We start from the raw sequence: 23,423 nt of genomic DNA, 5'->3' as shown, positions 1-23,423 counted from the left end.
AAATGCATAAAAAGAGCGTCGAAGATGCCGTCACCTCGCTGCACGATCTGTCCGCGGTCGACCTGATCGCGGGCTATCGCGCCAAGCAATTCTCGCCGAGCGAGGTGCTGGAGGATTTGCTCACGCATGTCGCTGCGTGGGAGCCGCATCTGAAGGCGCTCTATGCATTCGATCCCGAGGGCGCGCGCGAGGCCGCGAAGGCCTCGACCGCGCGCTGGACCGGCGGCGAGCCGTCCGGCGCGCTCGACGGCGTGCCTGTTACGGTGAAGGACAACATCGCGACCAAGGGCGTGCCGGTGCCGCTGGGCGCTGCCAGCGTCAAGCTCGTGCCGGCCGAGAAGGATGCCCCGCCCGCCGCGCGCCTGCGCGAGGCCGGCGCGGTCATCTTCGCCAAGACCACCATGCCCGATTACGGCATGCTGTCCTCCGGACTCTCCAGTTTCCACGTACTCGCGCGTAACCCCTGGGACCTGTCCAAGAATCCCGGCGGCTCCAGCGCGGGCGCAGGCGCGGCTGCCGCGGCCGGTTATGGTCCGCTGCATCTCGGCACCGATATCGGCGGCTCGGTTCGCCTGCCCGCGGGCTGGTGCGGCCTCGTCGGCCTGAAGCCGAGCTTCGGCCGCGTGCCGATCGACCCCACCTATGTCGGGCGCGTCGCCGGCCCCATGACCCGTACGGTCGACGATTGCGCGCTGATGATGAGCGTGATCGCAAAACCCGACCGGCGCGACGGCATGAGCCTGCCCGCCGAGCCGCTGAACTGGAAGGGAGCAGAGAAGTCTCCGCGCAAGCTGCGCATTGGCCTGATGCTCGATCCCGGCTGCGGCCTAGCGCTGGAGAAACCGGTGCGCGAGGTCGCGGTGAAGGCGGCGAAAGCGTTCGAATCCGCAGGCAGCGTCGTGACCGAAATCAACGGCATCCTCACCCGCGAGATGCTCGATGGTCTCGACAACTTTTGGCGCGCGCGAATGTGGGATGATCTGGCCAAGCTGACCCCGGCCGAACAGGCCAAGGTGCTGCCTTATATCTTCAAATGGGGCGAGTCCGGCGCCAAGCTTTCGGGCGTCGATGTCATCCGCGGCTTCAACCAGACCATGGCGATCCGGGCCGCGGCTTCAAAGCTGTTCTGCGAGCTTGATTACGTGATCTCGCCGACTGCACCGAACGTGAACTATCCGGCGGACTGGGCCTCGCCGACCAACGACCCCATGAAACCGTTCGAGCACATCGCCTATACCGTGCCGTGGAATATGTCGGAGAACCCTGCCATCTCGATCAACGGCGGCTTCGACGCCAAGGGTTTTCCCATTGGCGTGCAGATCGTCGGCCGCCGCTTCGACGACATCGGCGTGCTCGGCATGGCCAAGGCTTTCGAGGCCCTGCGCGGCGCGCAGAAGCCCTGGCCGAAGCCTCCGGCTCATTAAGCGCGCATCTAGCGTCTCAGCACAAATCGTCATGCGCGGGCTCGACCCGCGCATCCATCCTCTTCAAAAAAAGATGGATTGCCGGGTCAAGCCCGGCAATGACAGAATTGATTCAAGAATGACAAGGAAGGAAACCACCATGGCGTATGAGACGATCAAATATGAGGTCGCCGAGCAGATCCTCACCATCACCCTGAACCGGCCCGACAAGCTCAACGCCTTCAACGCGCAGATGCAGGCAGAGCTGATCGACGCGTTCGACGCCGCCGACAAGGACGACAATGTCCGCGCCATCATCGTGACAGGCGCCGGCCGTGGTTTTTGCGCGGGCGCCGATCTTTCGTCGGGCGCCGACACGTTCGACCGCGATGCGCGACGCGGGCCGGTGAAGCGTTTTGCCGACGGCAAAGTCGACTACAGCGATCCCCAGGTACGCGACGGCGGCGGCCAGGTGACCTTGCGCATCTTCAAGTGCCTCAAGCCCGTCATCGCCGCGGTGAATGGCCCCGCGGTCGGCATCGGCGTCACCATGCAGCTCGCCATGGACATCCGCATTGCCTCCGACGCCGCGCGCTTCGGCTTCGTGTTCTCCCAGCGCGGCATCGTGCCGGAGGCCGCGTCGAGCTGGTTCCTGCCGCGCATCGTCGGCATCTCGCAGGCACTGGAATGGTGCTATTCGGGCCGCGTCTTCCCGGCCCAGGAAGCCCTCGCCGGCCGTCTCGTCAGCAAGGTCGTCGCCCCCGATGACCTCCTGCCGACCGCCCGCGCGCTCGCCAAGGAATTCGCGGCGAAGACCGCACCGGTCTCGGTCGCGCTGATCCGCCAGATGATGTGGCGCATGATGGGCGCCGACGATCCGATGGAAGCCCACAAGGTCGACAGCCGTGGCATCTACACCCGCGGCCGCTCCGACGACGTCAAGGAAGGCGTGGTGTCGTTCCTGGAAAAGCGCCCCGCGCAGTTCAAAAACAAGGTGTCCAGCGACATGCCGGACTATTTCCCGTGGTGGACGGAGCGGGAGTATAAATAGCTCACCGTCATTCCGGGGCTCGCGAAGCGAGAACTATGGTGCGCACTTGCGCACCTGAGAATCTCGAGATTCCGGGTTCGCCCTTCGGGGCGCCCCGGAATGACGACGGGTGGAGATCACTCCATCATCAGCGCCACACGCCCGATCGCCTTGCGGTCGATCAAGAGCCGCATGGCCTTCGCATAATCTTCCAGCGGCAAGCGGTGTGAAACGGTGGGGCGCAGCTTGCCCTCCTCCGCCCATTGCAGCAGTGCCTTCAGCCGGACTTCGCCGAGCGCGGGATTTTTACGCACGGCTTCGCCGGCACGTACGCCGAGCACGCTGGCGCCCTTGATCAGCAGGAGGTTGGTCTTGGCCGAGCCGATGCCGCCGGTGAAGCCGATCACCAGCAGCCGCGCGCCCCAGGCGATGCAGCGCATCGAGTCTTCGAAGACCTGGCCGCCGACGGGATCGAACACGACGTCCGCGCCGCGACCATCGGTGATGCGCTTGACGGCATCGCGAAACGGCTCGCGGTCATAGCGGATAAGATGATCGGCGCCGCGCGCCTTGGCGATGGCAAGCTTCTCGTCGCTGGACGCGGTCGCGATCACGGTCGCGCCCAGCATCTTGCCGATCTCGACGGCGGCCAGTCCCGTGCCGCCACCGGCGCCATGCACCAGCAGCACCTCTCCCGGCTCGACCCGGCCGCGATCGATCAGCGCATGATAGGCCGTGCCATGGCCAGCAAGATAGGTCGCAGCCTCGGCGTAATCGAACGTCGACGGCATCGGGGTGAGCTGCGACGGCGCGACGATGGCTTCGTCGGTGAATGCGCCGTGCCGCATCTTCACGATGACCTTGTCGCCAACAGAAACGCCCTTCGCCTTCGCACCCACTTCGGTCACATCGCCGGCTGCTTCCATGCCGGGCGTGAACGGCAGTTCCGGCTTGAGCTGATATTGACCGGCGGCCATCAGCACATCGGGAAAGTTCAGCCCGGCGGCCCGGATCGCAACGCGCACCTCGCCGGGCTTCAGGGCGTGCGGCGGAAATTCTTCCAGCCGCAAGGTTTCGGGTGCGCCGAGCGAGTGGCAGACGACGGCGCGCACCATCAGGCCGCACTCGCCTTACTGCGCAAAAGCGCCTCGCGGATCAGCGGCAGCCGGTCGTTGCCGAAATACATGTCGGTCTTGCCGACGAAGATCGTCGGCGAGCCGAAGCCGCCGCGCGCGACGACCTCTTCAGTATTCGCCTTGAGCTGATCCTTGATCCCCTGCTCCGAGATTCCGGCGAAGAATTTTTTCTCGTCGACGCCGACCTTCGTGCAGATGTCGGCAAGCACCGCGTCCTGCGAGATATCTTTGTCCTCACCCCAATAGGCCTCGAACAATGCGGTCGCGAACGGCACCATGTCCTTACCCAGCCAGATGCAGCCGCGCATGGCCTTGACGCTGTTCACCGGAAACACCGTCGGCGGCATCTTGATCGCAAGGCCAGCCGACCGCGACCAGTCCTGAAGGTCCTTCTTCATGTAGCGCGCCTTCAGCGGCACCGGCGTCTCGCGCTGCGCATAGACGCTCGGATTGACCGTGTTGAAGATGCCGCCGACCAGGATCGGCCGCCAGACGATCTCGGCGCCCAGTTCCCTGGCGAGCGGCCGGATGTTGTGGAAGGCGAGATAGGTCCAGGGGCTGGAGCAGTCGAAGAAGAATTCGATCATGGCGTTTCCTTTGCTCTCGTCATTCCGGGGCGCGCCCTCTCGGGCGCGAACTACGGTGCGCAATTGCGCACCTGAGAATCCATTTCACCAGCCTTGTTGCGGCCCGATGGATTCTCGGGTGCGCAATTGCGCATCATAGTTCGCGCTTCGCGCGCCCCGGAATGACGGCGTTGCCGTCACTTCCTTCCCAACACTTCCTTCGCACGCTGGCCGAACATGATCTTGCGTGATTCCTCGTCGAACGGCTCTTTCACGAATTTTCCGATCGCAAGCCCCGCCTGCACCTGCGGCCTGGCGCGGACCTCGGCATACCAGCGTTTGACGTTCGGGAAGTCATCGAGCGTAAAGCCCTGCGCCTTGTGGGTCATGGTCCAGGGGAAGCAGGCAATGTCGGCAATGGAATAGTCACCGGCGACATAGGCCCCGGTCTTCTCCAGCTGCCGATCGAGCACGCCGTAGAGCCGGGCCGCCTCGTCGCGGTAGCGCTCGATCGCATAGGGGATCTTCTCGGCCGCATAGAGCGCAAAATGCCCGTGCTGGCCGAGCATCGGCCCGAGGCCGGCCATCTGCCACATCACCCATTGAATTGTGGTGGAACGCCCGCGCAAGTCAGTGGGCAAGAAACGGCCGGTCTTATCCGCGAGATAAATCAGAATTGCACCGGTCTCGAACACCGAGAACGGCCCGCCACCGTCGGCGGGTGCGTGATCGACGATCGCGGGGATGCGGTTGTTCGGGGAGATCGCCAGGAACTCGAGACTGAACTGCTCGCCGGCGCGGATGTCGACGGGCTTCACCGTATAGGGAAGTCCGAGCTCTTCCAGCATGATCGAGATTTTCCAGCCGTTCGGCGTCGGCGCGTAATGGAGATCGATCATGACCTTTCCCTCGGCATCCTTTGGCCTTCCCTGTCGATGCCGCCAGCTAAAATAACGACTTTTGTTGTTCTGTACCTCGACGTTAGGACATGGCAGGAAGGGGCGCAACACAACCCGCCGGGAGAGCCGCCATGCTGTTTCCAACCACGATCGCCGGCTCCTTGCCGAAGCCGGAATGGCTTGCCGAACCCAACATGCTCTGGGCGCCCTGGAAGTCGCAGGGCGACGAGTTGCTCCGCGCCAAGCGCGACGCGACATTGATCTGGCTGAAGATCCAGGAGGACGCCGGAATCGACATCCTCACCGAGGGCGAGCAGGCCCGCCAGCATTTCGTGCACGGTTTTCTGGAGAAGATCGACGGCATCGATTTCGCGCACAAGGTCGAGATGGGCATCCGCAAGGACCGCTACAAGGCGATGGTGCCGCAGGTGGTCGCCCCGCTCCGGCTCAAGGGTCGCGTCCATGCATTCGAGGCGCGCGCGGCGCGCACGCACACGAAGAGGAAGCTGAAGTTCACCCTGCCCGGCCCGATGACCATCATCGACACCATTGCCGATCGCTACTATGGCGACCGCGTCAAGATGGCGTTTGCCTTCGCCGAGTTGCTCAACGAGGAGGCCCGGGCGCTGCAGGCCGACGGCGTCGATCTCGTGCAGTTCGACGAGCCCGCCTTCAACGTCTATATGGACGAGGTCAACGATTGGGGCATCAAGGCGCTGGAGCGCGCTGCGCAGGGCCTCACCTGCGCCACCGCCGTGCACATCTGCTACGGTTACGGCATCAAGGCCAACACCGACTGGAAGGAAACGTTAGGCAGCCAATGGCGGCAATATGAGCAGATCTTTCCGGCGATCGATGCCAGTCCGATCCAGCAGGTCGCGATCGAATGTCGCAATTCGAAAGTGCCGCTCGACCTGCTCGCGCTTCTGAAGAACAAGATCGTGCAGGCCGGCGTGATCGACGTTGCCAGCGACACCGTGGAGACCGCAGAGGATGTCGTGAAGGTGATCGACGCGGTGGCGAAATTCGTCCCCAAGAGCAACATCATCGCCACCACCAATTGCGGCATGGCACCGATGCGGCGCGAGATCGCCGAAGCCAAGCTGATGGCGCTCGGCGCAGGCGCCGCGCTGGCGCGCGAGAAGCTGGGGTGATCCGCAGGCCGCTCTGCTAGTCCAGAGCCGTCGGATGCAGCGCCGGTTGATATCCGGCGCTCATCGCACGCAACGTGGACGGGGGTGTCAGCAACATCGGGCTCTCCAGCTCGTGCCCGGCGCGGGCATAGCCGGCTGGCGACCAAAGCAGCGCCCTTCCCTGCACCACCAGAAAGCTGTCTTCGCCCCGTTGAACCATCGCGCCGTCGGGCAATTCTGCCAGCGGCACCGGCAGCGCGTGCAGGCGCTTGCGACCATGATCCAGACGCTCGAGGTGCAGCTGGGCGTCCATCGTCTTCGCACTCACCTTACTCACGCCATTCCCCTTCTCCCACGCCGCGCGAAAGCGGTTGGCATCCTCGCGCCGGCAGAAGAAACAGGGACGATGGCCGGCGGCAAAGGCGGTGGCCTCGTCGAGAAAAAACAGCTCGGTCCAGCTCCGCCGCGCCATCACCGGCCGGCGCCAGCCGCGGAATTCACACAGGCATGTAATCCATGCCGGCGACGACCAGCGCTTGTTCAGCAGCGTCTTCGTTGCGGGATCATGGATGATGCCGCGATTGCCGGTGAATGTGCCGCGGTGTGGGGTAGCGATGATGTCGCCGGTGGGCAGGACGCGGTTTTGGAGAGGGCGAGTAGCGAATGGCGAATTGCGAGTGGAGGGGCTGCTACTCGCCATTCGCTACTCGCCATTCGCCTTTGATCACGCCGCGCCGTCGCGCAGCGGCGGGTGATAGGACAGCGCGGTGTCCCAGGGGAAGAAGATCCAGGTATCCTGCGAGACTTCCGTGATGAAGGTGTCGACCAGCGGGCGCCCCTTCGGCTTGGCGTAGACGGTGGCGAAATGCGCGTCGGGCAGCATCTCGCGCACCAGCTTGCCGGTCTTGCCGGTGTCGACGAGATCGTCGACGATCAACAGCCCCTTGCCAGTGCCACCCCCAAGCTTCATGGCCTGTTCCGAAATACCCTTGAGGACCTGGAGGTCCCCCTGCTTGTCGTGGTCGTAGCTGGCGACGCAGACCGTATCGATGATGCGCACGCCAAGCTCGCGCGCCACGATCGCGGCCGGCACCAGGCCGCCGCGGGTGATCGCGATCACGGCGTGGAACGGGCCGACTTCGTTGAGCCGCCAGGTCAGCGCCCGGCAGTCGCGGTGGAACTGGTCCCACGAGACCGGAAAGGCCTTGCCCGCCCGCTCCTGCGCACTCAGTTCCGGTGCTTCACCAGCCATTGTCGTCTCCTGCTTCGCCTGCCGGCAAATTCTCAGCTAGCGGGTGATGTTCAATCCTGCCAGCATTTCCTTCACCGCGCCCATCGCTGCCGCGAGCTTGTCCGCATCACGCGAGCGCACCACGAGGTTCGTATTCGGCTTCTGCTCTTCGTCCATGAAGGGGTAGCTGCCGATGATGGTGTCGGGATGGGCGGCGGCGATCGCGCGCAAGGGGCTGCCGATGTCGCCCTCCCGCGCATTGGCGCGGACCGATTCGGAGAGCATGCGCACGCCCGATTTCAGCTTGGGCGAGACGATGTCCATCATCGCCTGCATGATCGAGGGCACGCCGGCCATCACGATGACATTGCCGATCTTGAAGCCGGGCGCGAGGATGGTGGCGCTCTGGATCAGCTCGGCACCGTCGGGGATGCGGGCCATCCGCAAGCGGGCCTCGTTGAGATCCTGCTCGCTCCAGCGCTCGCGGAAACGGGCGACCACCTCCGGATGGTGGTCGATGCCGACGCCGAACGCCTTGGCGACGCTGTCGGCGGTGATGTCGTCATGGGTCGGCCCGATGCCACCGGTGGTGAAGACGTAGGTGTAGCGATGCCGCAGTGCATCCAAGGCCGCGATGATATCGGGCTCGTCATCGGAGACGACCCGGACCTCCTTCAAATCGATGCCGATATTGGTCAGGTATTCCGCGATGAAGCCGATATTCTTGTCCTTGGTCCGGCCGGACAGGATTTCGTCCCCAATGACCAGAATGCCCGCCGTGACGATCTCGCTCATAACTTAAGTCCCTCACCTGTGGCGCCGACTTTGCCGAGGTAACGCGTTGAAGTCACGCGGTTTTGCTGTCGAAATAAGCAGTCCTCAGCCATTTTTTCAGGCAAGCCGCCGGCCATCCCCGACAAATGCTGCCAGTCCATGCTTATCGCGCTGGCCCAGCCCTTGCTACCACATGAAAGTCATGCACTCTTGCTGCATGGCCAGGACGTTGCGGCTTCACCAGGCCTGGCGACCTGTCCATTGGCGCAACGCCTTGCGGAGAACAGTCGGCATCTATGGCAGTCGCGTTTGATGAAATGAATATTCCCGGCGGGGACCTTCGCCCCGCCTATCAGGAGCTGGCGCGCTGGCTCAAGGAGACGCCTCCCGAGGCGCTTGAATATCGCCGCCAGGAGGCCGAGCTGCTGTTCCGCCGCATCGGCATCACCTTCGCGGTCTATGGCGAGGCCGAGTCCACCGAGCGCCTGATCCCCTTCGACGTGATCCCGCGGATCATGTCGGGCAAGGAATGGGCACTGCTGGAGAAGGGCCTGAAGCAGCGCGTGCGCGCGCTCAACATGTTCCTGCGCGACATCTATCACGGCCGCGACATCCTGCGCGCCGAGATCGTGCCCGACGATCTGATCTTCCAGAACCCGGTGTTCCGGCCCGAGATGAACGGCCAGCAGGTGCCGCACGACGTCTATGTGCACATCGCCGGCATCGACATCGTCCGGGTCGATGCCAACGACTTCATCGTGCTCGAGGACAATGCGCGCACGCCGTCCGGCGTGTCCTACATGCTGGAAAACCGCGAGATCATGATGCGGTTGTTTCCGGATCTGTTCGCCCGCCACAAGGTGGCGCCGGTCGAGCGCTATCCGGACGAGCTGCTCTCGGCGCTCCGCTCTGTCGCGCCGCTCAGCGCCTCGGGCGAGCCGACCGTCGCCCTGCTCACCCCCGGCGTCTACAACTCGGCCTATTACGAGCACTCCTTCCTCGCCGACAAGCTCGGCATCGAGCTGGTCGAGGGCCGCGACCTCATCGTCAAGAACAACGAAGTGTTCATGCGGACGACGGAGGGCGTGAAGCGGGTCGACGTGATCTATCGCCGGGTCGACGACGACTTCCTCGATCCCCTCACCTTCCGTCCCGATTCCGCGCTCGGCGTGCCCGGGCTGATGTCGGCCTATGCGGCCGGCAACATCACGCTCGCCAACGCCGTCGGCACCGGGATTGCCGACGACAAGGCGATCTACTCCTACATGCCGGACATCGTGAAATTCTATCTCGGCGAGGAGCCGATCCTGAAGAACGTGCCGACCTGGCGCTGCCGCGAGCCGAAGGACCTCGCCTATGTGCTGGATCATTTGAGCGAGCTCGTCGTCAAGGAAGTGCACGGCTCCGGCGGCTACGGCATGCTGATCGGGCCCGCCGCGACGAAGGCAACGATCGAAGCGTTCCGCGAGAAGCTCAAGCGCGAGCCCGAAGGTTTCATCGCGCAGCCGACGCTGGCGCTGTCGACCTGCCCGACCTGCACGGCGTCAGGCCTTGCCCCGCGCCATGTCGATTTGCGGCCCTTCGTGCTCACCGGCAGCAAGAGCACCACCATCGTGCCGGGCGGCCTGACACGCGTCGCGCTGAAGGAAGGCTCCCTGGTGGTGAATTCGAGCCAGGGCGGCGGCACCAAAGACACCTGGATCCTGGACGAGTAGTCAGATGCTGTCGCGTACCGCCGAAAACCTCTACTGGCTCGCCCGCTACGTCGAACGGGCCGAATATCTCGCGCGCACCATCGATGCGACGCTGCGCGTCACCGCGCTTCCCGCCGCCTATATCGGCAAGACCAATGAATGGGACTCGGCGCTGCTCACCGCCGGCGTCGCCGCCAGCTTCTATCAGACCTACGAGGAAGCCAACGAGCACAACGTCGTCGACTACCTCTCGTTCTCCGTGGACAATCCATCCTCGATCAGAAACTGCATCGAGGCGGCGCGGCTGAACTCGCGCTCGGTCCGCACCGCGCTGACCAGCGAGATGTGGGACACCATCAACTCGGCCTGGATCGAGCTTCAGGCGGTCTGGAGCAAGGGCACCTCGACGCGCGAGGACCTCGCAAAATTCCTGCGCTTCGTGCAGGAGACCTCGCTGCGCTTCGACGGCTCGGCCTACCGGACCATGCTGCGCAACGACGCCTACTGGTTTTCGCGGATGGGCGTGCATCTGGAGCGCGCCGACAACACCGCGCGCATTCTCGACGTGAAGTATCACGTGCTGCTGCCCGAGGAGGAGCATGTCGGCGGCCCGCTCGATTTCTATCAGTGGAGCTCGATCCTGCGCTCGGTCTCGGCGCTGACGGCCTATCACTGGGTCTATCGCGAGACACTGAAGCCGTGGCTGATCGCGGATCTGCTCATCCTCAACGACACGCTACCGCGCTCGCTGGCCAGCTGCTACGGCAATCTCGTGCGCAACCTCGACCAGATCGGCGTCGCCTATGGCCGCCAGGGCCCGGCCCAGCGCCACGCCCGCGGCATCCGCAACCGGCTCGAACACAGCAATATGAACGACATTTTCCAGCATGGCGTGCATGAATTCATTCAGGAATTCATCACCGACAATTCCAGGCTGGGCGAAATCATCACGAAGCAGTATTTGATCTGATGAGCGCCGTCATTCCGGGATGGTCCGAAGGACCAGACCCGGAATCTCGAGATTCCGGGCTCGATGCTGGCGCATCGCCCCGGAATGACGACGCAAGAACAACGGTTAGTCATGCGCCTGCGAATCCTGCACACCACGACCTATCGCTACGAGCCGGCGGCCACGAGCGTGATCCAGATCCTGCGCATGACGCCCGGCAGCCATGACGGGCAGTATGTGGCGGAATGGCAGATCGACGTCTCCACGGACACCAAGCTCGACACCCACGAGGACGCCTTCGGCAACGTCACCCATGTGCTGTCCTGCGGGCCTGTCGGCGACATCAAGATCACTGCCGAGGGCCTGATCGAGACCCACGACACCGGGGGCGTGCTGCGCGGCGCCGACGAGCGCTTTCCGGCGGGCATGTTCTTGCGCGCCACCGACCTCACCTCGGTCAATCCGGCGATGATGGCGGTTGCGCGCCAGTTGCGCAGCGAGGCCGAGAGCGACACGCTCGGCTTCCTGCATACGCTGATGACCGAGATCGGCGATCACATGACCTTCGACGAGGACCCGACCAACAGCGGAACCTCGGCGGCGGAGGCGTTCACGCTCAAGCGCGGGGTCTGCCAGGACTACGCGCACATCTTCATCGCCTGCGCCCGCTCCGGCGGCGTGCCGGCGCGCTTCGTCTCCGGCCACTTCCTGCGCTCGGACGGCACGGTGCATCAGGACGCCGGCCATGCCTGGGCTGAAGCCTACGTTCCCGATCTCGGCTGGGTCGGATTCGATCCTGCAAACAGCATCTGCGCCACCGACGCTCATGTCCGCGTCGCGATCGGGCTCGACTATCTCGGCGCAGCCCCGGTGCGTGGCACCCGCTATGGCGGCGGCGCTGAGACGCTGGCCGTGGCCGTGAAGGTCGAGCAGGCCGGCCGCGGCGGGCCGTCGCAATCGCAATCCCAACGGCAGAGCTAGGCGCAGCCGTCCGAACGCATGGGTCGTGCTACACTCGCGGGGATCGAAGCTGCCCCCCGCGAGGTACCAATGGCCACTGTAAAACTGCTTTCGGACGATGAACTCACTCCTGAAGCGCGCGCCGTCTTCGACGATATCCGCAAGGTGCGAAAGTCGGACTTCGTCAACAATTTCTGGCGCGCGCTGGCACATGATCCGAAGACGCTGAGGCGGACCTGGGAGAGCATCAAGGAGGTGATGGCTCCCGGCGCGCTCGATCCCAAGGTCAAGGAAATGCTCTATGTCGCGGTTTCGATCGCGCATGGCTGCAGCTACTGCATTCACTCCCACACCGCCGCCGCGCGGGCCAAGGGCATGACCGAGGCCGAATATGCCGAGATGCTCGCCATCGTCGGCATGGCCGCGGAGACCAACCGGCTGGTCACGGCGCTCGGCGTACCCGTCGACGAGGCGTTTCTCGTCGATGCGGCGGATTGAGCGACAGAGCTAGCTGCCGCTCCCCGGAATGACGACCTTTCCATGGGAATCGGGGGTTGGACCGGCCCCCGAAATTGGCTAGTAATTCCGCGCAAACGCGTTCGGGGACTGGAAATGACCTATTGTTGCGGAATCCTGGTTCGGGACGGTCTGGTGATGATCGCCGACACCCGCACCAATGCCGGCCTCGACAACGTCTCGACCTTCCGCAAGCTGCACATCTTCTCCAAGCCCGGCGAGCGCATCATGGCGATCGCCAGCGCCGGCAACCTCGCCATCAGCCAGTCTGTGCTGTCCACGCTGACCGAAGGCCTGGAGGACCCCAACACGGGCGAGGTCGAGACGCTGATGAACGCGCCGACCATGTTCCAGGCCGCCCAGCGCATCGGCCGGGCGATCCGCGCGGTGCATGCGACCGAGGGCCCGGCGCTGAGATCCGAGGACGTCTCGTTCGACGTCTCATTCCTGTTCGGCGGCCAGATCAAGGGCGCGCGCATGCGCCTGTTCATGGTCTACACCGCCGGCAATTTCATCGAGTGCACCACCGATACGCCGTACTTGCAGATCGGCGAGCACAAATACGGCAAGCCCGTGCTCGACCGCGCCATGCATTACGACGTCGAGCTCTACGAGGCGCTGAAGACCGGCCTGATCTCGATGGATTCGACCATGCGCTCCAATCTCGGCGTCGGCCTGCCGATCGACGTGCTGGTGGTGCGCGCCGATGCCTGCGAGGCCGACCTCAATCATCGCATCGAAGCGGGCGAGCCTTATTTCCACGATCTGCGCTCGCGCTGGTCGGCGGCGCTGCGCGCGGCGCACCAGAACATTCCGCGGCCACCCTACAAGAACGAAAAAGAACCCAAAACCTGACAGCAAGAGAAAAGGCAGGAAATAATGAGCGAAGCAAAGAAGATCGCAGTGGTGACCGGCGCCGGCACCGGTGTCGGACGCGCCGCATCGCTGGCATTGATGAACACCGGCTTCACCGTGGTGCTGGTCGGGCGCCGACTCGACATGCTCGAGGAGACCGCAAAGCTCGGTCCCGCCGGCAAAAGCCTGTGCGTCACCGCCGACATGACCAAGCCGGATTCCATCGCCGCACTGTTCGACAAGGTGAAGGCGACCTATGGCCGGCTCGACGTGCTCTTCAACAATGCCGGCATGGGCGCCCCCGCCGTCAACTTCGAGGACCTCGGCCTCGAGCAGTGGCAGGCGGTGGTGAACACCAACCTCACCGGCCCCTTCCTGTGCACCCAGCACGCCTTCCGCATCATGAAGGACCAGACCCCGCGCGGCGGCCGCATCATCAACAACGGCTCGATCTCGGCGCATGCGCCGCGGCCGTTCTCGGCAGCCTACACCTCGACCAAGCACGCCATCACCGGCCTGACCAAGGCCAGCAACCTCGACGGCCGCCTGTACGACATCGCTGTCGGCCAGGTCGACATCGGCAACGCCGCGACCCCGATGACCGATCGCATGGTCAACGGCCCCGGCGTGCTGCAGCCGGACGGCACCACCAAGCACGAGCCGCGCATGGATGCGAAAGCGGTCGGCGATGCCGTGGCCTACATGGCCGGCCTGCCGCTCGATGCCAACGTGCTGACCATGACGGTCATGGCGACCAAGATGCCGTTCGTCGGACGGGGCTAGTCGCCGCTCTCGTGCCCCGGACGCGGCGCGGCATGCAATGACGCGCTGCTGAGCCGGGAGCCCATGCCTCCGCGATCTCGTTCTTGGCTTTCTGGGTCCCGGCTCTGCGCCGCAACGCTGACGCGCTGCAGCTTGTCCGGGACACGAGACATTCCCCTACTCCAGGCTCTCCACCTTCCGCAGGCTCGGAAACAGCTTCATCCAGAGCAGCGCCACCGCAACCGTGGCGACGCCGCCGAGCACGGCGGCCGGCATGGCGCCGAGCAGCGCGGCGGCCACACCGCTTTCGAACTGGCCGAGCTGGTTCGAGGCGTTGATGAAGAGGAAGTTCACCGCGCCGACCCGGCCGCGCATCTCGTCGGGCGTGGACAGCTGCACCAGCGAGAAGCGGATCACGACGCTGATCGTATCGGCCGCACCGAGCACGGCGAGCGCGAGCACCGACAGCCACATCCAGGACGACAGCGCGAACACGATGGTGGCGAGGCCGAACACGATCACGGCCTGGAACATGCGCAGGCCCACGTGCCTCGAGATGGCGTGGCGTGCCAGCACCATGGTCATCAGGAGCGCGCCGACCGCCGGCGCGGCACGGAGCACGCCGAGCCCGACCGGCCCGGTCTGCAGGATGTCGCGGGCATAGATCGGCAGCAGCGCGGTGACGCCACCGAACAGCACCGCGAACAGGTCCAGCGAGATGGTGCCGAGGATGGCCGGATTGCTGCGAATGAAGCGAACGCCGGCAAAGATGTTGTCCGAGTCCGTCCCCTCCTTCGCGATCGCCTGCGGGCGCGGCCGGATGAAGCCGGTCAGGATCATGCCGAATATCCAGAACAGCACCATCATGGCATAGGCAAGATGCGGGGCGACCGCATAGGCGAAGCCGCCGAGCGCCGGGCCGGTGATGGTCGCGACCTGCGCCGCCCCGCTGGAGACTGCGGTGGCGCGCTGAAGCGAGCCCTGCGGCGCGATCAGCGGCAGCAGCGCCGCCGTGGTCGGGCTCTCGAACGCGCCGGCAATGCCGAGCACGAAGGTCGCGATGAAGATCTGGACTTCGCCGACCGCGCCGAGATAGGTGATGATTGCGAGATAGAGCGCGGTCGCAGCTTCAACGAGCTGGCAGAGCTGGACCACGCGCTTACGCTCATAGCGATCGGCGGCGTGGCCAGCAACGAACACCAGGAGCGCCGTGGGCAGGAACTGCACGAGGCCGACCATGCCGAGGTCGAAGGCCGAGCCGGTGAGATCGTAGATTTGCCAGCCGATCGCGACCGCCGCGATCTGGCTGGAAAATCGCGACAGGCTGCGCGAGAGCAGGAAGAACAGGAACGCGCGATGGGCGAGAAGCGCGCGGGCGCTGACCGGCGGATGTCCGGAATTTGGCTGCTCTGGCATCGCCTCGTGGATCGAATTTTGGGTCACTCTCGGACCGCTCGCCCCTGCTATCGATGGGCCCCGCGTGGCTGAGGCGGCCCCGCTTGTCAACAGTGCGACGCACCCCGCATCTTGCGGCATTGCCTTTGCAGCGCCGGCACGGCCATAATCATTGGGGGTTTGGGGACATCATGCTGCGCTTGCAATCGGCACTCGGCATTTTCGCATTGCTGTTGATCGCCTTCGCATTGGCGGAGAATCGGCGCGCCGTGTCGCTGCGGCAGGCGGCGATCGGCCTCGTCGCCACCTTCGTCACCGCGATCGTGCTCCTGAAGCTGCCGGTCGTCGCGCACGCCTTCGGCGCCATCAATGACGCGGTCGGTGCGATCTCGGCTGCCTCGCGCGCCGGCTCCGCCTTCGTGTTCGGCTATGTCGGCGGCGGCGCCCTGCCCTTCGACGTCAAGGTGCCTGGCGCCGATTTCATCCTGGCGTTCCAGGCGCTGCCGATCATGCTGGTCATGAGTGTGCTGACGACGCTGCTATTCTACTGGCGCGTGCTGCCGCCGATCGTGCGCGGCATGGCCTGGCTGCTGGAGCGGTCGCTGGGCGTCGGCGGCGCGGTGGGCCTCTCGACCGCCGCCAATATCTTTCTCGGCATGGTCGAGGCGCCGCTGTTCGTGCGGCCGTATCTGAAGCAGATGACCCGCAGCGAATTGTTCCTGGTGATGACCGGCGGCATGGCGGGCATCGCCGGCACGGTGCTGGTGCTCTATGCGACGCTCCTTGCTCCTCTCATTCCCGACGCGGCTGCGCACTTCGTCATCGCCTCCGTGCTGGGCGCGCCGGCCGCGATCCTCGTCAGCCTGATCATGGTGCCTGAAACCTCCAACACGCGTACCGGCGGCACGCTCGAAGATCCGGAGATGGAAGTCTCCAGCACGATGGATGCGATCGTGAAAGGCACCAGCGCGGGGATCGAGCTGCTGATCAACATCGTCGCCATGCTGCTTGTGCTGGTGGCGTTGGTCTATCTCGTCAACGCCATGCTCGGCCTGCTGCCGAATGTTGGCGGCGCCGCGATCTCGTTACAGCGCCTGCTCGGTCTCGTGATGGCGCCGGTGTGCTGGCTGATGGGATTGCCATGGGACCAGGCGATCACCGCCGGCAGCCTGATGGGCACCAAGACCGTGCTCAACGAATTGATCGCCTATGTCGACTTCTCGAAGCTGCCGGGCAATGCGCTCGACCCGCGCTCGCGACTGATCATGCTGTACGCAATGTGCGGCTTCGCCAACTTCGCCAGCCTCGGCATCATGATCGGCGGCTTGGGCGTGATGGCGCCGGAGCGACGCGAGGAGATCAACGCGCTCGGGCTGAAATCGATCGTATCGGGGACGCTGACGACCTGCTTGATGGGCGCGGTCGTGGGGGTCATCACGTGACCCGTGGCGATGCCGTAGCCCGGTCAACTGCACAATTTCGACTTCTGCAAGATGCGACGCACCTCGGCCAGCTTGGCACGGCAGGGCTCGACCGCCATGGCCTTCGCCTCGCTGGTTCGTCCCTGCGCCCACAGTAACACCGCCATCAAGCCCTGCGCGCCGGAGCGCACCGGCCCACCCGCCACATCTGAAGCGGCGAGCGACAAGGCGGTTCGCGCCTCCGTCTCGGCGGCACTGAGGTTCGCTTGTTCCAGGAAGAAGACCGCACGGAACACGTGGGCCCGCGCATCTTTTGGGTAGCGGGTGACGAGATCGAACGACCGGCTGACCATCTCGTCAGCCTTCGCCGGCACTTCCGACGCGCGGATATAATGCACGGCATCGGCCATGTAGGACGAATAATGGACAGCGGCGAAGCCGGCGCAGATCAGAGATCCGAGGGATGCTGCAAGCAACGTCATGCTGGCGCTCCGCGGCAGGCTGTCATAGGACCAGAAGGCGAGCCACGGCGTGATCGCAAGCGCGGCGCCGGCCACCGCACCGCCTGCATGGGCATAATAGTTGACATTGCCCGAGGCGCCGAAGGCCAGCGGCAGCAATGCGGGCACGCCGAAGAAGAGCGACGTCTTCAATCGCGATATGGTTTGATCGGCGTCCGCTTCGGGATCGAAGCTCGCGACGAACAGCGCGGCAATGAGCCCGGTAATGGCGCCGGACGCGCCGACGCCCACCGTGCCGGGGCCATTGCCCAGCAGAGAGCCGACCTCACCCGCCACTGCACTGGCGACGAAGATCAGCGCAAACCAGCCACGGCCGATCAGAGACTCCAGCCTGACGCCAACGATGAACAACCCAACGCAGTTGCTGATGAGGTGCCACCCGCTGCCGTGCAGCAGCGGCGCAAGGCCAATCCTCCACCACTCTCCTCGTCCGACAACGAGATCGTAACCGGAGGCGCCCTGAGCGATCAGCGAGCGGACATCGAGGTCACCGTCCCGCGCAACGTCGATGGCCAGACCGCGTTGCAGGGCGAAGATCAGGAGCAGACCGAAAATCAGGCCAATGGTGAGAAAAGGGATATCGGCCAGAAGCTTGTTGTCGCCAAAAAGTGTCCCCTCACTAGGCAAGGGCCGAGCGGGATCACGCACGATCTCCCGAATAGTCGGCGCGGCGACGGGTTGAAACGACGCTCTTGAGGGCGGCGCCACAACGCCGCGTCGGCCAAAAGTGTTGGTCGCCATGAAAGCACTCCCGCGTTTTCACAGCTTTGAGTTGACGGGGGAGGTATTTCGACTGGTTAGCGCCCGCCCTGCAGGGCAGCTGAAACCATCCGACTGGTAAGTGCCCGGTTTCGCAGATCGGGTGCTTTTTAGCGATCGTGACGGGAACGCTGACGACGTGTTTGATGGGCGGCGGTGGGGCTGGAGTAGCGACGGTCCTGTAGCCCGGATGGAGCACAGCGCAATCCGGGAAGGTCTGCGTCGTCGCAGGCGGCCCCGGATTACGCTTCGCTCCATCCGGGCTACGAACCGTCATAGCAACGACGAAGGAGAGAGATCTGCCTACGCCTTCAACTCCACCGTCTTGAATTCCGCCGGCAGGATCACCTCCAGCAGTTCGACGTCGTCCGAATAATCCAGGATCATGTGCTTGATCTTCGGCGGCTGGGTCCAGGCGCTGCCTTCCTTCATCAAGGTCTCGCCTTGCCCGTCCATATAGGTCTTCACCCAGCCCTTGAGCACGTAGACCATCTGGAAGTCGACGTCGTGAAAATGCAGCTTTGACACCTCGGCCGGATCGCAAGGACCTTGCAGCCGGATCACGTGCGCTTGCGCGAGGCCGCGGCTTGCGTCGGCGATGCCGAGGTCGCGGTATTTCGCGTAAGCGCGCAGGCCATCGGCCTTGAAGTCTTCCTCGCGGTGATGGCTGATCGCGATGCGCTGCCTGGGACGTGCGGGCTTCTTCGGTACGGCAGTGCGAGCCTTTGCCTTCACCGCCTTGCGGGCCGAGGATCGCGCCGGCGCCTTGGCGCCGCTCCGCTTCTTCACCGCGGTCTTCGTTGCGGGTCTTGATGCCTTTTGCTTGGCCATTCTCTGCCTCCCTGATCTGAGCCGCGCCCGGACGGGTACAACCCGAAGGACAGATTATCCAGTCCTGGATGAGGCGGCAATTGCCGAGCGCAAGGCTGGCGGCTCGATGAGCCGATCGGTCGTAGCTTGTCCCAGGCTGTCGTGGCGAGCGGCCGTCGTCTCGTATTCGTTCTCTCGCTGAATTAATCTCGAAGAGAGATTCTGGGGGAATGAATTCATGGGCAACAGCGTAGGTCAGCGTGCATTTCAAAATGCCCGGCTGCAGAAACGGCAAAAGGCCGAAGTGCTGCCGTTGCTCGGGCACGCGCTCCAGCTACACAAGATGGGGCTTCTCGCCGAGGCCCAGGCTGCCTATCGGCAACTCCTGCAGCTCGCGCCCAACCAGTTCATGGCGCTGCACATGCTCGGCGCTTTGGAGTCTGATGCCAAAAACTTTCAGCAAGCCGAAATCCTGCTGAGCCGGGCGGTCGCCGTGGATCCGCAATCTGCCGATGCTCATATGAGGCTGGGCGTCGCGCTCAACGGGCTGCGGCGTCACGACGAGGCCTGCGCGAGCTATCGAAAGGCCCTCGCCTTGCGGCCCAACCACGCCGCAACCCTCTCCAATCTCGGTAACGCGAGCGTGGCCCTCGATCTTCACGAGGAGGCGCTCCATAGCTACGACAAGGCGATCGCACTCAACGCAAATCTTGCCGAAGCCCACAACGGCCGGGGGTGGGCGCTGTGCCGTCAGCGCAATTATGACGAGGCCATCGCAAGCTTGAACCACGCGCTGTCGATCAAGCCTGACTATGCCGCGGCGCTGGCGAACCGTGCCACGGCTTTACGGGAACTTCAGCGATTTGACGAAGCGCTGGCAGACGGCAATCAGGCAATTGCGCTGGCACCCGACGACGCGAATGGGTGGCTCGCGCGGGCCAGTGTCCTGCTCCAGATCCAGCAAATTGCCCACGCATCCCACGACTGCGAGCAGGCGCTCGCGATCGATCCCGATTCCATTCAAGCTCACCTGGTGCTGGGCCTTTGCCTCGCCGGACTTGGCCGGGTCGACGAAGCCCTCGCCAGTTTCGACAGAGCCCTCGACATCCAGCCTGACCTGCAGAGCGCGATCTCCAACAAGATATTCACGCTCGATTTTGCGGGGGACGCCACCGTCGAACGGCATCAGCAGGCGCGTCAGGTGTGGTGGGAGCGTGTCGGCGCGAAAATCGCTTCAGGAGCGGCGAGGCCGCATGACAACAGCCGCGATCCGGATCGCCGTCTGGTGCTCGGCTATGTCTCGTCGGATTTCAACGCGCATTCGGCCGCGTTGATTTTCAAGCCGGTCCTCCAACACCATGACCGGGCACAGTTCGAGGTCGTGTGCTACGCCTGCTCGTCGAAAGTGGATGCGACGACCGGCGAATTCCAGGGGATCGCCGATCGCTGGCGCGACGCCTCGCAATGGACCGAAGATCGCCTCGCCGCCGAGATCCGCGCCGACGGCGTCGATATCCTGATCGACCTGTCCGGCCATACCCGAGGCAACCGCCTCGGCGTGTTTGCGCGCAAGCCGGCACCCGTCCAGGTGCATGGCTGGGGCCACGGCACCGGCACCGGGCTGCCGACGATCGATTATCTGTTCTCGGACCCGGTCGCGATTCCCCTAGAAGTTCGGCATCTCTTTGCCGAGACCGTTGTCGACCTGCCGTGCTTCGTGACGCTGGCGTCGCTGCCGACCGAGATTCCGCGGGCACCAACGCCGGCGATCTCGAACGGGTTCGTCACGTTCGGCGTCTTCAACCGCGTCAGCAAGATTTCGGACGAGGCTGCGCAAGTCTGGTCCAGGATTCTCGAGCGGGTGCCGGGTTCGCGACTGCTGGTCAAGGACGTCGCGCTGGACGACCAGCTGGTCCGCGAGAACTTGCTGGCCCGGTTCGAGGCTTGCGGATTGCCGGCCGAACGCGTCGATATGCTCGGTGCCACCTCGCGAAGCGAACATCTGGCATCGTTCAATCGCGTCGATATCTGCCTCGACCCGTTCCCGCAGAATGGCGGTGTCAGCACTTGGGAAGCCTTGCAGATGGGCGTGCCGGTGGTGGCGAAGCTCGGCAACAGCCTGCCCAGCCGTGCTGCCGGCTCCATCCTCACGGCGCTTGGCCTGCCGGACTGGGTCACGGACAGTCATGAGGCGTATATCGAAATCGCGACGAGCCGAGGTTCTGAGATCAGCGAGCTCGACAGGTTGCGCCGCGAACTGCCCGACAAGATCCGGTCCGCAGCCGCCAGCAACCCCGTCTCATACGGGCGAGCGGTCGACGAGGCCTATCGCGCGATGTGGAGACGCTATTGCAGCGACGGCGCCTGATCGCCCCTCAGGCGATCCCGGGAATAGTGCGTTCGTCCGACGAGCTGCAACGGAGAGCGTGCCTACCTTCCGCGCGCGATCATGGAGAGATGGTGGGCACGGCGCTTAAGCGCCTTTGCCCACCGTACGAAACCGGTGTTCGTCTCAATGCAGCCGGAACACGCCATCCACGGCGCGCAGTTCGGCCGGCTTGATCAGCTTGGAGTGCGCGACGGTAACCGAATGGAGGGGACCGTCGAGCTTTTCCTGCCAGAAGGCCAGGAAATCCTTCAGCGCCGGGAATTTCGGAAACATGTCGTAGTTCTGCCAGACGTAGGTCTGGAGCAGCGAGGGATGATCCGGCATCCGGTAGAGGATTTGCGCCGTCGTCAGCCCGTAACCTAAAAGCTGTTTCCGAAAGTCCTCGGAAACGCCCCCACTCCGCACGCCCATGCCAACCTCCTTTGCAGGAGCGCATTCAAGGGGCGGCCTGGTCGGTGTGCGCCTTACGAGCCACCCGGTACTGATGCGCTCACATGAGAGAAATGTGACGCAAACTGACAACCCATCTCAAGCCCAAAAGTTTAACAAGCTGTTGAAATTCAATGCGTTAGCAGCAGAGGCGGCACCGTGCTAATACGGGCCCGGCCTCGGTTAACGATGGAAAAGAGATTCTGGCAGTCCGCGCTTCCGGGTGCTGATTTTTCTGCTAGAAGCCCTTGCTCCCGCAAAATTCCTGTCCTATTTCAGCTTCGCTCGTGCTAGCACTCGCGGGCATCGACTGCTAACATCCCTTGAAACATCAATCTGAGCAAATGCTTAGGAGGACTGCATGAAATTCCGTCCGCTTCACGACCGCGTCGTGGTCAAGCGCATCGACGCAGAAGAGAAGACCGCTGGCGGCATCATCATTCCCGACACGGCCAAGGAAAAGCCCTCGCAGGGCGAAGTCGTCGCCGTCGGCCCCGGTGGCCGCGACGAAGCCGGCAAGCTGATCCCGATCGACCTGAAGGTCGGCGACCGCGTGCTGTTCGGCAAGTGGTCCGGCACCGAAGTCAAGATCGACAGCGTCGATCTGCTGATCATGAAGGAAAGCGACATCATGGGCGTTCTCGACGTCCCCGCTTCCAAGAAGAAGGCGGCCTAAGAGCCTCTTTCCCTCCAGTCAAACATTATCCAAGGAAAATTCCAGATGGCAGCCAAAGAAGTCAAATTCTCGGTTGAAGCGCGCGACAAGATGCTGCGCGGCGTCGACGTTCTCGCCAACGCGGTGAAGGTCACGCTCGGCCCGAAGGGTCGCAACGTCGTGCTCGACAAGTCGTTCGGCGCTCCCCGCATCACCAAGGACGGCGTCACCGTCGCCAAGGAGATCGAGCTCGAGGACAAGTTCGAGAACATGGGCGCGCAGATGGTGCGCGAAGTCGCCTCCAAGTCCGCTGACGCGGCCGGCGACGGCACCACCACCGCCACCGTGCTGGCCCAGGCGATCGTGAAGGAAGGCGCCAAGTCGGTTGCCGCCGGCATGAACCCGATGGACCTGAAGCGCGGTATCGACCTCGCGGTCGAAGCCGTGGTTGCGGACCTCCAGAAGAACTCCAAGAAGGTCACCTCGAACGACGAGATCGCCCAGGTCGGCACCATCTCGGCGAACGGCGACCAGGAGATCGGCAAGTTCCTCTCCGACGCCATGAAGAAGGTCGGCAACGAGGGTGTCATCACCGTCGAGGAAGCCAAGTCGCTCGAGACCGAGCTCGACGTCGTCGAGGGCATGCAGTTCGACCGCGGCTACATCTCGCCCTACTTCGTCACCAACGCCGACAAGATGCGCGTTGAGATGGACGACGCCTACATCCTCATCAACGAGAAGAAGCTCTCCTCGCTGAACGAGCTGCTGCCGCTGCTCGAGGCCGTGGTGCAGACCGGCAAGCCGCTGGTGATCGTCGCCGAGGACGTCGAAGGCGAAGCCCTCGCGACCCTGGTCGTGAACCGCCTGCGCGGCGGCCTGAAGGTCGCGGCCGTCAAGGCTCCGGGCTTCGGCGATCGCCGCAAGGCCATGCTGCAGGACATCGCGATCCTGACCGGCGGCCAGGCGATCTCGGAAGATCTCGGCATCAAGCTCGAGAACGTCACGCTCAACATGCTCGGTCGCGCCAAGAAGGTGATGATCGACAAGGAGAACACCACGATCGTCAACGGCGCCGGCAAGAAGGCCGACATCGAGGCGCGCGTGGCCCAGATCAAGGCGCAGATCGAGGAGACCAC

At 64.1% G+C, this 23,423-nt stretch carries 23 protein-coding genes; 13 read left to right on the top strand and 10 right to left on the bottom strand.

Features of this window, described 5'->3' with window-relative positions; translation table 11 throughout:
- Nucleotides 1-2 precede the first annotated feature (2 nt).
- Both CV770_RS19690 and CV770_RS19685 read left to right on the top strand, forming a co-directional pair.
- Nucleotides 3-1,424: an amidase gene (locus tag CV770_RS19690; protein WP_104463485.1), complete on the top strand. Its 1,422-nt coding sequence runs from the start codon at nucleotides 3-5 to the stop codon at nucleotides 1,422-1,424.
- A 139-nt stretch (nucleotides 1,425-1,563) separates the two neighbouring features.
- Nucleotides 1,564-2,454, top strand: a complete 891-nt coding sequence (locus tag CV770_RS19685; protein ID WP_091966264.1) for a crotonase/enoyl-CoA hydratase family protein — start codon at nucleotides 1,564-1,566, stop codon at nucleotides 2,452-2,454.
- A gap of 116 nt (nucleotides 2,455-2,570) precedes the next feature.
- On the opposite strand, the gene CV770_RS19680 is transcribed toward CV770_RS19685, so the two are convergent.
- The 3 genes from CV770_RS19680 to CV770_RS19670 all read right to left on the bottom strand — a co-directional run bounded on the left by CV770_RS19680 (nucleotide 2,571) and on the right by CV770_RS19670 (nucleotide 5,034).
- Entirely contained in the window at nucleotides 2,571-3,548 is a 978-nt protein-coding gene (locus CV770_RS19680) for an NADPH:quinone oxidoreductase family protein (RefSeq protein WP_104463484.1), read from the bottom strand.
- Complete coding sequence (locus CV770_RS19675; protein WP_104463483.1) at nucleotides 3,548-4,156, bottom strand: 2-hydroxychromene-2-carboxylate isomerase; 609 nt, start codon at nucleotides 4,154-4,156, stop codon at nucleotides 3,548-3,550. The genes CV770_RS19680 and CV770_RS19675 overlap by 1 nt, the downstream gene beginning before the upstream one ends.
- Nucleotides 4,157-4,332: 176 nt before the next feature.
- On the bottom strand, nucleotides 4,333-5,034 hold the full coding sequence (locus CV770_RS19670; RefSeq protein ID WP_104463482.1) for a glutathione binding-like protein: 702 nt from the start codon (nucleotides 5,032-5,034) through the stop codon (nucleotides 4,333-4,335).
- 131 nt (nucleotides 5,035-5,165) lie between these two features.
- Between CV770_RS19670 and CV770_RS19665 the strand changes: the two genes are divergently transcribed.
- Nucleotides 5,166-6,188: a methionine synthase gene (locus tag CV770_RS19665; RefSeq protein WP_104463481.1), complete on the top strand. Its 1,023-nt coding sequence runs from the start codon at nucleotides 5,166-5,168 to the stop codon at nucleotides 6,186-6,188.
- A 16-nt stretch (nucleotides 6,189-6,204) separates the two neighbouring features.
- Here the strand turns inward: CV770_RS19665 and CV770_RS19660 are convergent, their stop codons facing one another.
- Genes CV770_RS19660 through CV770_RS19650 form a run of 3 tightly spaced genes read right to left on the bottom strand, consistent with a single transcriptional unit; the run spans nucleotide 6,205 to nucleotide 8,193 of the window.
- Nucleotides 6,205-6,867, bottom strand: a complete 663-nt coding sequence (locus tag CV770_RS19660; RefSeq protein ID WP_104463480.1) for a hypothetical protein — start codon at nucleotides 6,865-6,867, stop codon at nucleotides 6,205-6,207.
- 24 nt (nucleotides 6,868-6,891) lie between these two features.
- Entirely contained in the window at nucleotides 6,892-7,419 is a 528-nt protein-coding gene (gpt, locus tag CV770_RS19655) for a xanthine phosphoribosyltransferase (RefSeq protein ID WP_018322072.1), read from the bottom strand.
- Nucleotides 7,420-7,455: 36 nt separating this feature from the next.
- Nucleotides 7,456-8,193: a competence/damage-inducible protein A gene (locus tag CV770_RS19650; RefSeq protein ID WP_104463479.1), complete on the bottom strand. Its 738-nt coding sequence runs from the start codon at nucleotides 8,191-8,193 to the stop codon at nucleotides 7,456-7,458.
- A 275-nt stretch (nucleotides 8,194-8,468) separates the two neighbouring features.
- On the opposite strand from CV770_RS19650, the gene CV770_RS19645 reads away from it, so the two are divergent.
- From CV770_RS19645 to CV770_RS19620, 6 genes are all read left to right on the top strand, one after another.
- Nucleotides 8,469-9,887, top strand: a complete 1,419-nt coding sequence (locus CV770_RS19645; RefSeq protein WP_038949939.1) for a circularly permuted type 2 ATP-grasp protein — start codon at nucleotides 8,469-8,471, stop codon at nucleotides 9,885-9,887.
- Between the two features lie 4 nt (nucleotides 9,888-9,891).
- Nucleotides 9,892-10,836 carry an alpha-E domain-containing protein gene (locus tag CV770_RS19640; protein ID WP_028141191.1) on the top strand — a complete coding sequence of 315 codons (945 nt, stop codon included), beginning with the start codon at nucleotides 9,892-9,894 and terminating at the stop codon, nucleotides 10,834-10,836.
- Between the two features lie 111 nt (nucleotides 10,837-10,947).
- A complete protein-coding gene (locus tag CV770_RS19635) occupies nucleotides 10,948-11,796 on the top strand; it encodes a transglutaminase family protein (RefSeq protein ID WP_104463478.1) in 849 nt (282 codons plus the stop codon).
- A 69-nt stretch (nucleotides 11,797-11,865) separates the two neighbouring features.
- Complete coding sequence (locus CV770_RS19630) at nucleotides 11,866-12,273, top strand: carboxymuconolactone decarboxylase family protein (RefSeq protein ID WP_091966257.1); 408 nt, start codon at nucleotides 11,866-11,868, stop codon at nucleotides 12,271-12,273.
- A 114-nt stretch (nucleotides 12,274-12,387) separates the two neighbouring features.
- Nucleotides 12,388-13,146 (top strand): proteasome-type protease, encoded by a 759-nt coding sequence (locus CV770_RS19625; protein WP_091966256.1) that lies wholly within the window; start codon nucleotides 12,388-12,390, stop codon nucleotides 13,144-13,146.
- 24 nt (nucleotides 13,147-13,170) lie between these two features.
- On the top strand, nucleotides 13,171-13,929 hold the full coding sequence (locus CV770_RS19620) for an SDR family oxidoreductase (protein WP_091966255.1): 759 nt from the start codon (nucleotides 13,171-13,173) through the stop codon (nucleotides 13,927-13,929).
- Between the two features lie 156 nt (nucleotides 13,930-14,085).
- Here CV770_RS19620 and CV770_RS19615 read toward each other — a convergent pair whose 3' ends face one another.
- Entirely contained in the window at nucleotides 14,086-15,324 is a 1,239-nt protein-coding gene (locus CV770_RS19615) for an MFS transporter (RefSeq protein WP_201759931.1), read from the bottom strand.
- A 170-nt stretch (nucleotides 15,325-15,494) separates the two neighbouring features.
- Between CV770_RS19615 and CV770_RS19610 the strand changes: the two genes are divergently transcribed.
- Entirely contained in the window at nucleotides 15,495-16,745 is a 1,251-nt protein-coding gene (locus CV770_RS19610; RefSeq protein WP_104463476.1) for a NupC/NupG family nucleoside CNT transporter, read from the top strand.
- A 23-nt stretch (nucleotides 16,746-16,768) separates the two neighbouring features.
- On the opposite strand, the gene CV770_RS19605 is transcribed toward CV770_RS19610, so the two are convergent.
- Both CV770_RS19605 and CV770_RS19600 read right to left on the bottom strand, forming a co-directional pair.
- Nucleotides 16,769-17,986, bottom strand: coding sequence for a rhomboid family intramembrane serine protease (locus tag CV770_RS19605; RefSeq protein WP_245453801.1), 1,218 nt, complete (start codon nucleotides 17,984-17,986; stop codon nucleotides 16,769-16,771).
- A gap of 321 nt (nucleotides 17,987-18,307) precedes the next feature.
- The gene (locus CV770_RS19600) at nucleotides 18,308-18,835 is read right to left on the bottom strand and encodes a cupin domain-containing protein (RefSeq protein ID WP_104463475.1); all 528 of its coding nucleotides are present in this window, start codon (nucleotides 18,833-18,835) and stop codon (nucleotides 18,308-18,310) included.
- Between the two features lie 217 nt (nucleotides 18,836-19,052).
- Between CV770_RS19600 and CV770_RS19595 the strand changes: the two genes are divergently transcribed.
- Entirely contained in the window at nucleotides 19,053-21,182 is a 2,130-nt protein-coding gene (locus CV770_RS19595; RefSeq protein ID WP_104463474.1) for an O-linked N-acetylglucosamine transferase, SPINDLY family protein, read from the top strand.
- A 144-nt stretch (nucleotides 21,183-21,326) separates the two neighbouring features.
- On the opposite strand, the gene CV770_RS19590 is transcribed toward CV770_RS19595, so the two are convergent.
- Nucleotides 21,327-21,614: an usg protein gene (locus CV770_RS19590; protein WP_028141201.1), complete on the bottom strand. Its 288-nt coding sequence runs from the start codon at nucleotides 21,612-21,614 to the stop codon at nucleotides 21,327-21,329.
- A gap of 379 nt (nucleotides 21,615-21,993) precedes the next feature.
- Between CV770_RS19590 and CV770_RS19585 the strand changes: the two genes are divergently transcribed.
- Both CV770_RS19585 and groL read left to right on the top strand, forming a co-directional pair.
- On the top strand, nucleotides 21,994-22,308 hold the full coding sequence (locus CV770_RS19585; RefSeq protein ID WP_011088371.1) for a co-chaperone GroES: 315 nt from the start codon (nucleotides 21,994-21,996) through the stop codon (nucleotides 22,306-22,308).
- Between the two features lie 45 nt (nucleotides 22,309-22,353).
- A partial coding sequence (groL, locus tag CV770_RS19580; protein ID WP_104463473.1) for a chaperonin GroEL occupies nucleotides 22,354-23,423 on the top strand: 1,070 nt, incomplete at its 3' end.

Origin of the sequence: Bradyrhizobium sp. AC87j1 (genome assembly GCF_002936975.1) — a bacterium.
GTDB classification, from domain to species: domain Bacteria; phylum Pseudomonadota; class Alphaproteobacteria; order Rhizobiales; family Xanthobacteraceae; genus Bradyrhizobium; species Bradyrhizobium shewense.
The sequence above is the reverse complement of the archived record's forward strand: the minus strand, read 5'-3'. Positions and strand labels throughout refer to the sequence as shown.

Bases quoted from the DNA above. Each gene is read 5' to 3' on its own strand.
- CV770_RS19685 (WP_091966264.1), top strand. From the start codon at position 1,564: ATGGCGTATGAGACGATCAAATATGAGGTCGCCGAGCAGATCCTCACC.
- CV770_RS19635 (WP_104463478.1), top strand. From the start codon at position 10,948: ATGCGCCTGCGAATCCTGCACACCACGACCTATCGCTACGAGCCGGCG.
- CV770_RS19645 (WP_038949939.1), top strand. From the start codon at position 8,469: ATGGCAGTCGCGTTTGATGAAATGAATATTCCCGGCGGGGACCTTCGC.
- CV770_RS19590 (WP_028141201.1), bottom strand. From the start codon at position 21,614: ATGGGCGTGCGGAGTGGGGGCGTTTCCGAGGACTTTCGGAAACAGCTT.
- CV770_RS19625 (WP_091966256.1), top strand. From the start codon at position 12,388: ATGACCTATTGTTGCGGAATCCTGGTTCGGGACGGTCTGGTGATGATC.
- CV770_RS19690 (WP_104463485.1), top strand. From the start codon at position 3: ATGCATAAAAAGAGCGTCGAAGATGCCGTCACCTCGCTGCACGATCTG.
- CV770_RS19650 (WP_104463479.1), bottom strand. From the start codon at position 8,193: ATGAGCGAGATCGTCACGGCGGGCATTCTGGTCATTGGGGACGAAATC.
- CV770_RS19670 (WP_104463482.1), bottom strand. From the start codon at position 5,034: ATGATCGATCTCCATTACGCGCCGACGCCGAACGGCTGGAAAATCTCG.
- CV770_RS19665 (WP_104463481.1), top strand. From the start codon at position 5,166: ATGCTGTTTCCAACCACGATCGCCGGCTCCTTGCCGAAGCCGGAATGG.
- gpt (WP_018322072.1), bottom strand. From the start codon at position 7,419: ATGGCTGGTGAAGCACCGGAACTGAGTGCGCAGGAGCGGGCGGGCAAG.
- CV770_RS19660 (WP_104463480.1), bottom strand. From the start codon at position 6,867: ATGGCGAGTAGCAGCCCCTCCACTCGCAATTCGCCATTCGCTACTCGC.
- CV770_RS19630 (WP_091966257.1), top strand. From the start codon at position 11,866: ATGGCCACTGTAAAACTGCTTTCGGACGATGAACTCACTCCTGAAGCG.
- CV770_RS19600 (WP_104463475.1), bottom strand. From the start codon at position 18,835: ATGGCCAAGCAAAAGGCATCAAGACCCGCAACGAAGACCGCGGTGAAG.
- CV770_RS19680 (WP_104463484.1), bottom strand. From the start codon at position 3,548: ATGGTGCGCGCCGTCGTCTGCCACTCGCTCGGCGCACCCGAAACCTTG.
- CV770_RS19620 (WP_091966255.1), top strand. From the start codon at position 13,171: ATGAGCGAAGCAAAGAAGATCGCAGTGGTGACCGGCGCCGGCACCGGT.
- CV770_RS19615 (WP_201759931.1), bottom strand. From the start codon at position 15,324: ATGCCAGAGCAGCCAAATTCCGGACATCCGCCGGTCAGCGCCCGCGCG.
- CV770_RS19595 (WP_104463474.1), top strand. From the start codon at position 19,053: ATGGGCAACAGCGTAGGTCAGCGTGCATTTCAAAATGCCCGGCTGCAG.
- CV770_RS19675 (WP_104463483.1), bottom strand. From the start codon at position 4,156: ATGATCGAATTCTTCTTCGACTGCTCCAGCCCCTGGACCTATCTCGCC.
- CV770_RS19640 (WP_028141191.1), top strand. From the start codon at position 9,892: ATGCTGTCGCGTACCGCCGAAAACCTCTACTGGCTCGCCCGCTACGTC.
- CV770_RS19605 (WP_245453801.1), bottom strand. From the start codon at position 17,986: ATGGCGACCAACACTTTTGGCCGACGCGGCGTTGTGGCGCCGCCCTCA.
- CV770_RS19585 (WP_011088371.1), top strand. From the start codon at position 21,994: ATGAAATTCCGTCCGCTTCACGACCGCGTCGTGGTCAAGCGCATCGAC.
- CV770_RS19610 (WP_104463476.1), top strand. From the start codon at position 15,495: ATGCTGCGCTTGCAATCGGCACTCGGCATTTTCGCATTGCTGTTGATC.